A 13,866-nucleotide genomic window follows, 5' to 3' on the forward strand; every position below is an offset into this window, starting at 1 on the left:
CTTTATTTCGCTCCGATAGTTGCCGTCATGCGGATATTGCGGTTGTCGGACAGCTCCAGGCTCGAGAGCACAACCAGCTGCGGCAGCGTTCTGCGTAAGAAACGCGCCAGCAGCGGACGCAGGGCATGGTTCACCAACAGCACCGGTGGTGCACCCAGCATTTCCTGGCGCTGCAACGCATCCTGAGTCTGTTCCAGCAGGCGATCCGCCAGCCCCGGCTCAAGGCCGCCCCCGCCCTGCAGCGCCTGCAGCAGCAGACGCTCAAGAGACGCATCCAGGCCGATAACCTGCACTTCACCGGTGCCAGGGAACCATTGCTGGGTGATAGCCCTGCCCAGCGCCACGCGAACCACGGCGGTGAGCTCATGCGGATCGCTCTGAATAGGCGCATGCTCCGCCAGCGTTTCCAGAATGGTTCGCATATCGCGGATCGGCACTTTCTCTTCAAGCAGGTTTTGCAGCACTTTATGCAGCGTGGTCAGCGTCACCACCGCCGGGATAAGATCTTCCGTCAGCTTAGGCATTTCCTGCGTCACGCGGTCAAGCAGCTGCTGCGCTTCCTGGCGGCCAAACAGCTCTGGCGCAAACTGTCCGATAAGGTGGTTCAGGTGCGTTGCCACCACGGTACTCGCTTCAACCACGGTGAAGCCCTGAATTTGCGCCTGCTCTTTCAGCGCGCTCTCAATCCAGATGGCGGCCAGGCCAAAGGCCGGATCAATGGTCGCCTCGCCCGGTAACGTCCCTGCAGCGGTGCCGGGGTTAATCGCCAGCCAGCGGCCTGGGTAGGCATCCCCGCTGCCAATTTCTACACCCTTCATCAAAATACGGTAGCGCGCGGGCGGCAGATCCATATTGTCGCGAATATGCACCACCGGCGGCAGGAATCCCATCTCCTGGGCGAATTTTTTACGAATACTGCGAATACGGCCCAGCAGCTCGCCGTCCTGCTGGAAATCCACCATCGGAATCAGACGATAACCCACTTCCATGCCCAGCGGATCTTCCAGCTGCACGTCATTCCAGGTCGCTTCCACGGCCTGATTATTTTCCGGCATCTTCACCGGCTGAGGTGCTTCCGGCTCGGCCATCTGGCGGCCACGCATCCACCAGGCCAGGCCCAGCAGTGCGGCGGTAAACAGCAGGAACACAAAGTTCGGCATACCCGGCACCATCCCGAGCAGCCCCAGCACGCCAGCGGCCAACAGCATCACGCGCGGGTTGTTGAACAGCTGGGTCACCATCTGTTCACCGACATCCTGATCGGTCGCCACGCGGGTAACAATCACGCCCGCAGCGGTGGAAATCACCAGCGCCGGGATCTGGGCGACCAGGCCGTCACCGATGGTCAACAGCGTATAGCTCTGTGCCGCCGCCCCCATCGCCATATCGTGCTGGATAACCCCGACCATCAGGCCGCCCACCACGTTAATCACCATGATGATAAGCCCGGCCACGGCGTCGCCGCGCACGAACTTACTCGCCCCGTCCATTGAACCGTAAAAGTCAGCTTCCTGGGTCACTTCAGAACGGCGTTTTTTCGCTTCCTCTTCACCAATGATCCCGGCGTTCAGATCGGCATCGATAGCCATCTGTTTCCCCGGCATCCCGTCCAGCACAAAACGTGCCCCGACTTCGGCGATACGTCCCGCCCCCTTGGTGATAACCATAAAGTTGATGATAACGAGGATGATAAACACCACGATACCGATGGCGAAGTTGCCGCCCACCAGGAAGTGGCCGAAGGCTTCAACCACTTTACCCGCTGCCGCCGCACCGGTATGCCCTTCCAGCAGGATGATACGGGTAGAGGCCACGTTTAGCGCGAGGCGCAGCAAAGTGGTAAACAGCAGAATGGTCGGAAACGCCGCGAAGTCCAGCGTGCGCTGGGTGAACATCGCCACCAGCAGCACCATGATCGACAGCGCGATGTTAAAGGTAAACAGCAGGTCGAGGACAAACGGCGGCAGCGGCAGCACCATCATCGACAGAATCAGCAGGATCAGTACCGGTCCCGCAAGAATTTGCCATTGCCCAGATTTCATGTTGCCCGGCAGGCGCAACATCGCAGCCAGATTAGCCATCGGAGTCCTTCTCGTTTGCAAAGTCCAGCGCCTCAGGCACCGGCAGATTTTCAGGTTTCTTCGGAATTAAGCCGCCCGCCACGCGCCAGCGGCGCAGCTGCCAGACCCAGGCCAGCACTTCCGCCACGGCAGAATAAAGCTGGCCGGGGATCTGCTGCCCAATTTCCGCATGTCGGTACAGCGCACGCGCCAGCGGGGGGGCTTCCAGCATCGGGATGCGGTTTTCATTGCCAATTTCTTTAATGCGCTGAGCGATCAGTCCGGCACCTTTCGCCAGGACTTTAGGGGCGCTCATTTTGTTTTCGTCGTACTGCAGAGCCACCGCATAGTGGGTCGGGTTAGTCACGATAACGTCAGCTTTTGGCACATCGGCCATCATGCGGCGGCGCGCAATCGCTCTTTGCTGCTGGCGAATACGCCCTTTAATGTGCGGGTCGCCCTCATTCTGTTTGTACTCGTCACGAATATCCTGGCGAGTCATGCGTAACTTTTTAATGTGGCTGTAAATCTGGAAAAAGACGTCAAATCCCACCATCGGGATAAGGCCCAGAATCACCAGCAGGGCGCAAAGCGCCACCATGTTGAGCGCGCTGGCAAGGGCAGTAACCGGGGACTCACTCATCAGGCGCATCATCGCCGGCCAGTTGTGCCACAAATACCAGGCAGCCACGCAGCCCACCAGCACCGCTTTCAGCAGCGCCTTGAGTAACTCCGCTGCCGTCTGCATAGAAAACATCCGCTTAATGCCGGCAATAGGGTTGAGCTTGCCGAGATTAAACTTGATCGACTTGGCGCTAAAGTTCACGCCCCCCAGCAGCATCGGCGCGGCTATCGCGACAATAACCAGGCCGGAGATCAGCGGCAGCAGCGCCATCACGGCAAGCTTAATCAAATGGCTGATCTGATTCACAATCAGGCTGGGGTCGTTGATGATTTTGTGGTCGAAGTGCAGGCCATCAGACAGCATGGCGCCGAGCATCTTGCCCAGCGACGCCCCGCCCATCCAGATAATGCACAGCCCTACCAATAACATCAGCAGGGAAGTCAGTTCACGGGAACGCGGGATCTGCCCCTCTTCACGCGCCTTTTCAAGTCGGTGGGCCGTGGGGGCTTCTGTTTTTTCCTGATCGCTATCTTCAGACACCGCAACAATCTCGTGGCCGCATTTTCAAGGACAGCATGCCAGAGCACGGTTGGGCTAATAGAGGAATTACAAACGTTTTTGTACGTTTATTTTGACGTTAACGGGCGGCCTCCCCCACGCACGCGAGAGCGGCCGCCGCTATTTTAAAAGCCTAAGCTGTCCAGCAAATCATCAACCTGATCCTGACTTGCCACCACGCCGGCGGCGGAGGCATCAAGCTGCGGGCCGTTCAGCAAGCCTTCGTTCACGCGCTTGGCGCGAGCGTCCGGCTCCGGCATGTTTTCCAGCAGCACCATCAACAGCTGGCGCTCGATCTCCTGGATAACGTCCATCATGCGCTTGATAACCTGGCCGGTAAGGTCCTGGAAATCCTGCGCCATCATGATTTCCAGCAGTTGGGCGTTGGTGAAGCTGGTGTGCTCCGGGACGCCTGACAGGTAGCTGCGGGTGTCAGTCACCAGTTCGCGCGCATCTTTCAGCTCGATCGGATTTTCAAACCATGCATCCCAGCGGCCGCTCAGCGCTTTCGCTTCGCTTTCCAGCTGGTTCTGGTGAGGCTGAGACAGCTCCACGCAGTTCAGGGCGCGCTCGGCGGCCTGCGCGGTCATCTGCACGACATAGTCCAGACGGTCGCGGGCATCAGGAATAGCTTCAGCCGCTTCAGCAATGGCCTGGTCGAGCCCCAGCTCACGCAGGCTGTCGCGCAGCATGCGGGTCAGGCTGCCGATACGTGCAATGATATCGGTTGGTGAATGCTCGTGTATCTCTGTTGCCGGGTTTGTTGATGAGTGCATTTGCGCCTCCTTACATGCCGAGCTTTTCGAAAATTTTGCCCAGTTTCTCTTCCAGTGTTGCCGCAGTGAATGGCTTAACGACGTAGCCGCTTGCCCCGGCCTGTGCGGCTGCAATGATGTTTTCTTTTTTGGCTTCTGCCGTAACCATCAGCACCGGCATCGCTGACATCGCGCCGTCGGCACGAATGGTTTTCAGCAGCTCCAGACCGTCCATGTTCGGCATGTTCCAGTCGGAAATCACAAAGCCGAAACCACCGGCCTGCAGTTTGTTCAGCGCGTCTACGCCGTCTTCCGCTTCTTCAACGTTATTAAAACCCAGCTCTTTAAGCAGGTTACGCACGATGCGGCGCATGGTTGAAAAGTCGTCTACGACCAGAAACTTGAGTTCTTTGTCCGCCATAAAATCCGGGCTCCTTCAGTTAAATACGTATTGCCTGTCCGGCACTAATTTTCGCCAGCATCTGCTGGCTAACCTGGCTTAAATCGACCACTTCGCTGACGCCACCGGAATTGATGGCCTCACGCGGCATGCCGAACACCACACAACTTGCTTCGTTTTGGGCGATGGTCCACGCCCCTGCCTGGTGCATCGCCAGCATCCCGGCGGCACCGTCATTACCCATCCCGGTGAGGATCACGCCCACGGCGTTACGCCCCGCGTGTTTCGCCACCGAATGGAACAGCACATCCACGGCCGGGCGATGCCGGTTCACGGGTGGGCCGTCATGTAATTTGATTTGATAGTTTGCGCCGCTGCGCGCCAGCTCCATGTGCTTATCACCCGGGGCGATATAGGCATGGCCCGGCAGCACGCGCTCACCGTCTTCGGCCTCTTTAACGCTGATCTGGCACAGCTTGTTCAGCCGCTCGGCGAACGAACGGGTGAAACCCGGCGGCATATGCTGGGTAATCAACAGCGCCGGGCTGGAAAGCGGCAGCGGCTGCAGCACATGGCGAATCGCTTCGGTGCCGCCGGTTGAAGCCCCAATGGCAATCAATTTTTCCGAGCTAAGCAGCGGCCCGGCCTTCAGCGTCGCAGGCACGGCGGCTGGCGCATGTGCGGCAATCTTAGCCCTGGCGGCGGTTCTCACCTTTTCAGCAATCATTTCGCTGTAGGCCAGCATCCCTTCGCGAATGCCCAACTGCGGCTTGGTCACGAAGTCGATAGCCCCCAGCTCCAGCGCGCGCAGCGTCACTTCCGACCCTTTGCCGGTCAGCGAAGACACCATCACCACCGGCATGGGCCGCAGGCGCATCAGCTTCTCCAGGAAGTCGAGGCCGTCCATTCGCGGCATTTCGACATCCAGCGTTAACACATCCGGATTGAACTTTTTAATCAGATCGCGCGCCACCAGTGGGTCCGGGGCGGTAGCAACCATTTCCATATCGCTATGACTGTTGATAATTTCCGTCATTATCTGCCGCATCAGCGCAGAGTCATCGACCGATAAGACACGTATTTTCGTCATGTTCTTTCCTTACTCAGGCCATAGACCGTCTGACCACGCAGCCAGAAGTCACGGCTGAGGTTACTGAAGTTCTCCGAATGCCCGGCAAACAGCAGCCCGCCGGGTTTCAGCAGCGGAACAAAGCGCTGCAAAATCGCCTGCTGTGTAGGTTTATCAAAATAAATCATCACATTGCGGCAAAAAATGGCGTCAAATGGCCCCGGTACCGGTGCCTGCTTGTCCAGCAGGTTGATCGGCGCAAAATCAATATGATTCGACAGTTCACTGCGCACCCGGACCAGCCCCTCATGCGGCCCCGTGCCGCGCATGAAATAGCGCTGCATCTGTACCGGCGAAAGCGTTTTCAGCTCTTCCTGGCGATAAACGCCGCTCTGGGCTTTCTCCAGCACCTGGGTGTCGATATCGCTGGCAAAAACCTTCCAGCGTCCCGCGCCGCCCCCCAGCACATCCGCCAGGGTAATGGCGATGGAATAGGGCTCTTCGCCGGTCGAAGCCGCCGCGCTCCAGACTTTATAGTCCCCGCTGCGTTTGCGGGCGTGCTCCGCAAGGATAGGGAAATGGTGTCCTTCGCGAAAAAAAGCGGTCAGGTTAGTGGTCAGCGAGTTGATAAACGCCTGCCATTCGGCGCTGCTGGAGTTGGCTTCCAGCATGCCTAAGTAGCGGCCAAAATCATCCAGACCCAGCAGACGCAGGCGGCGAACCAGACGGTTATAAACCATGTCCCGTTTATGGTCGGCCAGCACGATACCCGCGCGCTGATAGATCAACTGGCATATCCGACGAAAATGCGCGTCGGACAGCGGCAGACGCTGTGTCATCTGTAGCATTAATGACTGTTGCCCGGTGGGCGTCGATGATGTCATAGCGCCTTCTTTATTCCCTTCAAGATGTTACCCATTCTCCGGTCGCGGCGAATTCACTGGCTGCGGGCTCAGCGTCGGCACCGCTCAGGTGAAATACCGCCACCACGCCGGAAAGATATTCAGCCTGCCCCGCCAGCGCATCGGTGGCGCTGGCGGCTTCTTCAACCAGCGCGGCGTTTTGCTGCGTGACCTGATCCATCTGGCTGACCGCCTGAGCGACTTGCTCAATCCCACGGCGCTGCTCATCTGACGCCGAGGCAATTTCGCCCATAATGTCGTTCACCTGGGTGACCGAACGGACAATTTCAGCCATCGTTGTCGCCGCCGTATCGACCAGCTTCGATCCCTGCTGCACGCGGTCAACGGACTCTTCAATTAATACTTTGATCTCTTTGGCCGCCTGTGCGCTGCGGCTGGCCAGGTTACGAACTTCCCCGGCAACCACCGCAAAACCACGCCCCTGCTCCCCGGCACGCGCCGCTTCTACCGCCGCGTTCAGCGCGAGGATATTGGTCTGGAAGGCAATGCCGTCGATCACGCTGGTAATGTCGCTAATTTTCTGCGAACTGCCCGCGATGTCGCGCATGGTGTTTGCCACGTTTGCTGCCTGCTGCCCGCCCTGCTTCGCGGTATCAGCCGCGCTGCGGGAAAGCTGTGCCGCCTGGCGAGCGTTATCGGCGTTCTGCCCGACTGTAGCCGTGAGCTGCTCCATGCTGGCCGCCGTTTCTGCCAGGGAAGCCGCCTGCTGCTCGGTTCGAGCCGACAGGTCGCTGTTGCCTGCGGCAATCTCACCGATACCGGCGTGCATGGAGCGGGTGCCGCTACGCACCTGGCTGACCGTCTCTTTTAACGCCGTCTGCATATTTTTCAGGCTGGCGAATATCTCCGAGATCTCATTGCGCCCGAAGACCGAAATTGGCTTCGCCAGGTCCCCGGCGGCAATGCTGTCAAAGTGGCTACGGACAATCGCCAGCGGCTGCACAATCATCTTGCGCGACCAGGCCAGGGAGCCGAGCAACAGCATCACGGCGATGATCGTCACCACGGTGAAAATCACCGCGGAGATATGGTAGTTTTTCTGGCTGTCGCCGCTCGCGGTTTGCACAATCTGATTAATGCTCTGCTGCCAGGCATTGAAGTTCGCATCAAAAACGCCCTGCGACTTCTGTACCGGCGCGGTCATAAAGTCGGAAAGCTGGTTGTTCTCAAGCCACGTTGCCTGATACTGGAGATCGTCTCTGAACGCCGTATAGCTCTCTTTCGTCGAGGCCAGCATTGTCTCAGCCTCGCCCTCTTTCGGCGGGATCTCGAGGAACTGGTTAAACAGCATATCCGCCTGCTTCAGGCTGCTGCGGGTATCCGCCATCAGGCGTTTGATATCGTCCGGTGGATAGCTGAGTGCGGTCAGCGTACCCGCCCGGTTTAAGGCATTGCTGGCCTGCAGTAACGCGGCCCGGCTTTGGGTTAACGCATCGCGCTGCTGATTGCTAACCTCGACCCTTTTCAGGTTCTGGAAATCGTCACGAAAAGCCCAAAAAGACAAGCCATTACTGCCAATCTGCAAAACGCCGCAGACAATCAAAATCAGGAAAAGCGTGGTCGAGATCCGGATACGGTTTAACATCAAAGCTTCCCTCTGCCGGCCAGCAGGCCGGTATTCATCTGATCAGAAAGTTTCCCAGTTATCGTCATCCCCGGCCCGGGCCGGAGTACGCGGGGCATGAACCACAGGGCTTTGCGCTACCGGCGCAGCCGCTGCAGGTTTTTTACTACCCGCATTCCCTTGCAAACGGAACGTCGCGACAGACTGAGTCAGGCGGCTGGCCTGCTCCTCCAGCGCGGCGGCCGCGGCAGCAGACTCTTCCACCAGCGAGGCGTTCTGCTGTGTCACTCTGTCCATCTCAGACACGGCCAGGGCGACCTGGTCAATACCCCGGCTTTGCTCGTCAGAGGCGGAGGCGATTTCCCCCATGATGTCCGTGACCCGCGTCACCGCGTTCACGATGTCGCTCATGGTTTCCCCTGCGCTTTCCACCAGCACGGATCCCGTGTCCACGCGCGAAACGGAATCTTCAATCAGCAATTTAATTTCTTTTGCCGCCTGGGCGCTGCGGCTGGCTAAGTTACGTACTTCCCCGGCGACAACCGCGAAGCCGCGTCCTTGTTCACCCGCACGCGCGGCTTCTACCGCCGCATTCAGCGCCAGGATGTTGGTCTGGAAGGCAATCCCGTCAATCACGCTAATGATGTCGGCAATTTTCCTGGAGGAACCCGCGATGTCATGCATGGTTTTCACCACGCCATCGACAACCTTGCCGCCGCGCTGCGCGGTTTCGGACGCATTCAGCGCCAGCTGAGAGGCCTGACGTGCGTTTTCGGCGTTCTGCTTCACGGTGGCGGTGAGCTGCTCCATGCTGGCGGCGGTTTCTTCAAGGGACGCCGCCTGTTGCTCGGTGCGGGATGAAAGATCGTTATTGCCTGCGGCAATTTCGGTGGTGCCGCTGTAAATGGCATCCGACCCTTCGCGCACGCTGCTGACGGTGGTAATCAGTTCCTGCTGCATGTGCTGCACGCTGGAGGCTAGCTGGGTCAGCTCGTTTTTCCCTTCAACGTTAATTTTTTCCGTCAGGTTACCGGCCGCAATCTCGCGGATATGCCCGATCACCACGTTCAGCGGCTTAAGCAGTATCTGACGCATCCCGACCCAGACCAGCAGAATGACCGCGGCCAGCGCCAGGGCTAAAATGCCAAGCTGCCAGATGGCGAAGGTGTAGCCGTCGCGGCTGTCGACGTACGAGGCTTCGTACATGCGATCGTTCAGCGCCAGGTAGCCGTCGTAGGCTTTTTCCAGCGCATTCTGCATACCCTGGGTCGACTGACCGAAATAGGCATCCATGTTGCCGCTTTCCAGGTAGCCAATCAGCTCCGCCAGCGCCTGATGGTAGGTCTGGTAATCACCGTCGATATCTTTCACCACGGTGTTCATTTCGGCTGAAATAGGCGCAACCTGTTTAAAGTTGTTGTAGTGCTGCTCGGCGCTGGCGAGGGATTTCTTCGCATTGTTCAGCAGATCGGTTTTGGCTGCGCTCTGGCTATTGGCCGGATCCATCATCATGCGCGCGGCAGAGCGGCTAAGGTTAATGCGCGTGTGCAACATCAGGATCCATGCCTGATTTAATTCGGCCTGCTGCACCCGCAGTTCGCGGGAGACTTTGAAGTTATCATTGTTGTTTTTTAACGAATTAAAGAACATTCCACCGGAAATGATTTGCAGCAGCGCGAACACCACCAGCACCATCATCAGCATGGTGACAACGCGAATACGCTTTAACATAGGACGCCCTTTTAACGACTTGTTCCCGAGGTTATCGGCACCGTCAGCGGGAACTTTACGTTAAGTCACAGGGAAATTAACCGGTTGCGCCATGGCAACCGGCTATCTGTCAGCAAGAGGAACGATCAATAGGTTACGGTAATGGTCACCGTGTCGGCATAGTTGTCTGGCGTGTAATTGCTGCTCGGAATAGTGACATAGACCTGGTATTGCTGCGCTCCCCCGTTACCGGTGCTGGACGGCATGTTCAGCGACGTGTTGCCCCACACCGCCCCGGATGTTCCGGTGGTTTGTCTTAGCTGATAAGGCACCTGATCGGTATTACTTCCCGTGCCTGACAGCACCCCGGTGCCGCCCGTGTTGCCGTTCGATGGCGTCAGGCCCACGGTGTAAACCGTGCCGGTAGTGCAGGCAATGCCGATGGTGTTGTTCGACGCCACATTGCTTTGCATAGCCGCCACCGGCCCGAAGCTAACGTTATTGGCGTAGCTGACGTTGCACTGCTTGCCCACGGTCGCCACCACGTTGAAGGGGAAGTTTGCGACCACGCTGGTGCCACAGCTGGAGGGGGGTGCCAGCAGGCCGGTATTCATTGTGACGGTGGTCATGCCGCTGGTGTAAGTATCCTGATACCCGCCTTGCGCGGCGGATATTTGCGGCAGCGTCATTTGGGCGTAGACCGTCAGGCTGCCGGTGACGGGCGTCAGGTTAAGTAAATTGAGCGGCACCATCGGGTAGGTCGTTCCCGACTGAAACTGGCTCCCCCACGCCCCCCCGCTTAACGTTCCCTGATAAAGCTCATAGGACAGCGTACTGGCAGGCGGCCCGGCAAAAGACATTTTGTGATTCCCAACGCCGGCCCCGTCAATATTAAAGCAGAGTGTCACCCCGGCCAGCAGATCGCCCAGTTGTTTGGAACAGCTGTAATCGAAGGTCATTGAAGTGTTGGGCGTGCCTGTCGCCAGCGGGTTGATGGTGCCAAAGTTAACGGTTTGCACGTTGCTAACCGAGCATACAACCGCATGGCTAATCCCGGGGGACAGCAAGAGCACCGCTAGCAGCAGTAATTGTTTTAATCTCATGCGGGTCACTCCTGTCTCAAAAGTCCACGCGTACGCTATCGGCACACAACCGGGCCAATAGTCGGCACGCTTTTCTGATTCTCTGGATAGTCGAACGCAGCCACACAAATACCGTTCTCTGTTGTCACCCGGAGCTGATTGTGCAGCTCAAGCGCATCGAAATAGGTCATGCCATCAAACCCGACAATCGAGTCCTGTCCGGTGCCTGACATTAATCTGACCGGGCTGCCTTCGGCGATGGCTTTGCCTTTAGCGTCAACCAGGCTTATCTGGGCGGCGCGAACCGGCTTGATATCAAAATGCACCAGCGTCCCGGAGCGGTCGGCTGGGGTAGCGTTCAGGCTGACGCTGCGGATCCGCATGTTGGCCGGCAGGTTCATCGGATCGATACTGATCAGGTTGTTCTGGTAGCTGTTGAGCGGCGTCACCAGTAGCCGTCCGCTGCTGTCGCTGTTGCCCACCAGGTTATGCTGCAGCTTGACCGGTACATCGGGAATACCGTCCGTAGAAACCACGGCAAACCCGTTGTTGATCTCCCGGGCGGCAAACACGCCGCCGCCCATCATCACCAGCGACCCCGTCGCCCCCGCATAGCCGTAATTATTGTCTGGAATGCTGCGGAAGCCGGTATATACGCGGCCATAGCGCCCCAGGTAACCCACTTCACCCTGCCCGGTTTGCTGTGAACTTTGCTGGCTGGCGGCCACGTTCCAGCCGACCCCGCCCTCGGACGGTGGATTCTGGCTGGCATTGAGCTGGTAACCCATCTTGTCCCCGGTGCGCTGCACCGTCGCTCCGGCCGTCAGGCTATTGCTGGTACTGACGGTCAGCATCAGGTACACGCTGCGGTCGCGGGTATCATCAATATTCTGGTTAAAGCTGGCGCTTAAGGAGATGTTTTCCGTGATGGGTTTAAACCAGCTGGCGTTGGCGTAGCGAATAGCGCTTTGGTCAGGGTAGCGAAACTGCAGGTAACTCAGACTGAGATTCCCCCCCACGCCAAAGTTATACCCCACCACCGCGCTGCCGCTGAAGGCTGGCGGCGGGGCACCATAGCGTGTGGCAACATCGTGATAGTCGCCGGAGGTGGCCGTGGCGCTAGAGCTAAAGCTGAAGCGCCCGCCGGACCAGCGATAGCCGAGTCCATACAAATAGCCATTCTCCCCGGCATCCGAGCTTGCCGCCAGCGCGGTTGAGATAGTCCCGGACTGGCTCCAGGGGATCCAGTCGCTGCTGACGCCCCCGTTGACCAGGCTGTCGCTGGCCTCCATATGGCCCCCTGCGGTCAGGCTGTTGCTGAAGCCCCGCCGCCAGGTGCCGCTGAGCGCGGGTTCGCTGGCGTAGTCGAAGGAGGAATAGCCGTAGTTTTTTCTGACCACGCCCAGCTCAAGGGACCAGTCCGTGAGCCCTTCCCTCAGCAGGAGCTGATCGTTATAAAAAGAGAAGTTCTGCACGCTGGTTCTGCCCAGGGCATCGGTCATCATCACCTGAGCATTCCCTGCGCCGGTGATGTTTGGCAGCGTATTCAACTGGAAACTGCCCGCCGGAACCTCGCCGTTATAATATTTAACCCCGTTGACATACAGCTCAACGCTGGAGGGCAGCGTGGCCGACCCCAGAAACGCCGGCAGCGGGGTCGTGGGCATATAAGGGTTGAGGCCAAAATCCGTCCCGATTTTCACCCCGGCAATGCGGGTCTGGCGGGACCATGAAAGAGAACTGGTGAGCGTGTCACCGAGTGTAACCGCCAGCATTTTATCGGGAAAAGAGGAGCGCCAGCTGGTGTCCAAGCGGCTAAAAGACTGATTGCTATTCTGTTCCGTGCTGTAGCGGGTAAGCTGGGTCGAGCTCAGGACGCCTGCCGAATTAAACGCCCGGAACTCACTGAATGTGTTGAAATTGCTGTTCTTGCCGCTGTCGCCGTAGAGGTCGTAATTCAGCAACGCCCCAAGGGCATTGTCGGCCTTCGGCGAGGACATATCGGACTGATTGAGCTGGGTGGTTTTCAGATCTAACAGGCTCAGCGGCGCGGTCAACGCCAGGGTTTGTTGCTGCACGTTATAGTCAACTTTGACCTGGGCAATGTCATTCAGGTAATACGGCGGCTGTGCTTTTTCCGGCAGGTGAAATCCCAACTGACGCAGGGCCATCGCGTCGCCGTAGAGTTTTCCCTGCGCGTAGCCAAGATGAACCAGACCCACGGCATTCCCGTTCACCGTCGTGTCCAGATATAAATCCACGCCTACAGGCTGAGCTGTATCATTGCTGGCCGCATTCTGAGGTAAGTCATTATTAGTATTTTGTGCTGCTGTCATGCCTGAGAAAAATAAACCATTAAGCAATACAATATTTACCAAAGAATATGGCCAGTCATAGATTTTGTTCTGTTTTTTGACCATTGATAGTGACTTCAACCTTTCCACTGTGATAAGCATCACTGGCAGACGAAGATATTATCCACCGCATAGTTGAACCGGGAAGAACATAACCTAACAGACCTGGCGTAATCGTTTTTCGCGCGCCATTAGCCTGAATAAATGTCATGGCAGAAAGCTGGGCGTGGCTGTTTCCCTGATTACTCACGTCGACAAATGTTTTGCCATCGGTTTGCACCAATGCCCATTTCAGTTTTGCGGTGTTTTCAGCCTGCCCCACAGGCTGCAAAAACACCGGGACGGAATAGCGCATAACATACTGAATAGTATTTTTCTGCACTTTGGCAGGCGGCAACTCATCAATAAACAAGCGATAGGCCTGTTCCACCTGATTGGTGGCAGGCGTCGTGCGGATCACGCGGACAAGCTGGCGCTCCCCGGCGGGCAGCGTCACGATAGGAGGGCTAATGACCAGCCCCTGAGAGGTTGACAGCCTGTCGGCATTGCCGCTTTGCTGCCAGTTGAAAACCCGTACCTGCGCGTTGAGCGGCGCAGTCCCTTCATTACTTAACCAGATACCGTCCGCATTTTGTGCGGCGCTCAACGTCAGGTTAACCGGCGATATCTGCAGGCCACCGGCTAGCGCATTTTGTCCCACGGCCAGCGCCAGCAACAGGCATGCGCAGGCCGGGCGTCCGCCTAATTTCATTTTCATCCGTTGCCC

General features: G+C 57.7%; 11 protein-coding genes. All 11 read right to left on the reverse strand.

Features of this window, described 5'->3' with window-relative positions; translation table 11 throughout:
• Positions 1 to 2: 2 nt before the first annotated feature.
• Positions 3 to 2,081 carry a flagellar biosynthesis protein FlhA gene (gene flhA, locus WFN87_RS00085; protein WP_008453903.1) on the reverse strand — a complete coding sequence of 693 codons (2,079 nt, stop codon included), beginning with the start codon at positions 2,079 to 2,081 and terminating at the stop codon, positions 3 to 5.
• Positions 2,074 to 3,225: a flagellar biosynthesis protein FlhB gene (flhB, locus tag WFN87_RS00090; RefSeq protein WP_008453902.1), complete on the reverse strand. Its 1,152-nt coding sequence runs from the start codon at positions 3,223 to 3,225 to the stop codon at positions 2,074 to 2,076. Before flhB ends, flhA begins: the two co-directional genes overlap by 8 nt.
• Positions 3,226 to 3,368: 143 nt before the next feature.
• Positions 3,369 to 4,019, reverse strand: coding sequence for a protein phosphatase CheZ (cheZ, locus tag WFN87_RS00095; RefSeq protein ID WP_008453901.1), 651 nt, complete (start codon positions 4,017 to 4,019; stop codon positions 3,369 to 3,371).
• Positions 4,020 to 4,029: 10 nt separating this feature from the next.
• Entirely contained in the window at positions 4,030 to 4,419 is a 390-nt protein-coding gene (gene cheY / locus WFN87_RS00100) for a chemotaxis response regulator CheY (RefSeq protein ID WP_008453900.1), read from the reverse strand.
• Between the two features lie 19 nt (positions 4,420 to 4,438).
• On the reverse strand, positions 4,439 to 5,488 hold the full coding sequence (locus tag WFN87_RS00105; RefSeq protein ID WP_039294605.1) for a protein-glutamate methylesterase/protein-glutamine glutaminase: 1,050 nt from the start codon (positions 5,486 to 5,488) through the stop codon (positions 4,439 to 4,441).
• Positions 5,485 to 6,351: a protein-glutamate O-methyltransferase CheR gene (cheR, locus tag WFN87_RS00110; RefSeq protein WP_008453898.1), complete on the reverse strand. Its 867-nt coding sequence runs from the start codon at positions 6,349 to 6,351 to the stop codon at positions 5,485 to 5,487. Before cheR ends, WFN87_RS00105 begins: the two co-directional genes overlap by 4 nt.
• A gap of 19 nt (positions 6,352 to 6,370) precedes the next feature.
• Positions 6,371 to 7,975, reverse strand: coding sequence for a methyl-accepting chemotaxis protein (locus tag WFN87_RS00115; RefSeq protein ID WP_336983370.1), 1,605 nt, complete (start codon positions 7,973 to 7,975; stop codon positions 6,371 to 6,373).
• Positions 7,976 to 8,017: 42 nt separating this feature from the next.
• Positions 8,018 to 9,685 (reverse strand): methyl-accepting chemotaxis protein II, encoded by a 1,668-nt coding sequence (gene tar / locus WFN87_RS00120; RefSeq protein ID WP_166872977.1) that lies wholly within the window; start codon positions 9,683 to 9,685, stop codon positions 8,018 to 8,020.
• Between the two features lie 125 nt (positions 9,686 to 9,810).
• Complete coding sequence (locus WFN87_RS00125) at positions 9,811 to 10,767, reverse strand: Csu type fimbrial protein (protein ID WP_336983371.1); 957 nt, start codon at positions 10,765 to 10,767, stop codon at positions 9,811 to 9,813.
• 35 nt (positions 10,768 to 10,802) lie between these two features.
• Positions 10,803 to 13,082: a fimbria/pilus outer membrane usher protein gene (locus tag WFN87_RS00130; protein ID WP_034807454.1), complete on the reverse strand. Its 2,280-nt coding sequence runs from the start codon at positions 13,080 to 13,082 to the stop codon at positions 10,803 to 10,805.
• A 55-nt stretch (positions 13,083 to 13,137) separates the two neighbouring features.
• The gene (locus WFN87_RS00135) at positions 13,138 to 13,857 is read right to left on the reverse strand and encodes a fimbrial biogenesis chaperone (protein WP_008453888.1); all 720 of its coding nucleotides are present in this window, start codon (positions 13,855 to 13,857) and stop codon (positions 13,138 to 13,140) included.
• Positions 13,858 to 13,866: the final 9 nt, after the last annotated feature.

Source organism: Cedecea sp. AS113 (genome assembly GCF_037152415.1).
Lineage (GTDB): Bacteria > Pseudomonadota > Gammaproteobacteria > Enterobacterales > Enterobacteriaceae > Cedecea.

What these genes read in the sequence shown, in the direction of transcription:
- WFN87_RS00125 (WP_336983371.1), bottom strand. Translation starts at nt 10,767, where the DNA reads ATGAGATTAAAACAATTACTGCTGCTAGCGGTGCTCTTGCTGTCCCCC.
- WFN87_RS00130 (WP_034807454.1), bottom strand. Translation starts at nt 13,082, where the DNA reads ATGACAGCAGCACAAAATACTAATAATGACTTACCTCAGAATGCGGCC.
- WFN87_RS00135 (WP_008453888.1), bottom strand. Translation starts at nt 13,857, where the DNA reads ATGAAAATGAAATTAGGCGGACGCCCGGCCTGCGCATGCCTGTTGCTG.
- WFN87_RS00105 (WP_039294605.1), bottom strand. Translation starts at nt 5,488, where the DNA reads ATGACGAAAATACGTGTCTTATCGGTCGATGACTCTGCGCTGATGCGG.
- cheR (WP_008453898.1), bottom strand. Translation starts at nt 6,351, where the DNA reads ATGACATCATCGACGCCCACCGGGCAACAGTCATTAATGCTACAGATG.
- WFN87_RS00115 (WP_336983370.1), bottom strand. Translation starts at nt 7,975, where the DNA reads ATGTTAAACCGTATCCGGATCTCGACCACGCTTTTCCTGATTTTGATT.
- cheZ (WP_008453901.1), bottom strand. Translation starts at nt 4,019, where the DNA reads ATGCACTCATCAACAAACCCGGCAACAGAGATACACGAGCATTCACCA.
- cheY (WP_008453900.1), bottom strand. Translation starts at nt 4,419, where the DNA reads ATGGCGGACAAAGAACTCAAGTTTCTGGTCGTAGACGACTTTTCAACC.
- tar (WP_166872977.1), bottom strand. Translation starts at nt 9,685, where the DNA reads ATGTTAAAGCGTATTCGCGTTGTCACCATGCTGATGATGGTGCTGGTG.
- flhA (WP_008453903.1), bottom strand. Translation starts at nt 2,081, where the DNA reads ATGGCTAATCTGGCTGCGATGTTGCGCCTGCCGGGCAACATGAAATCT.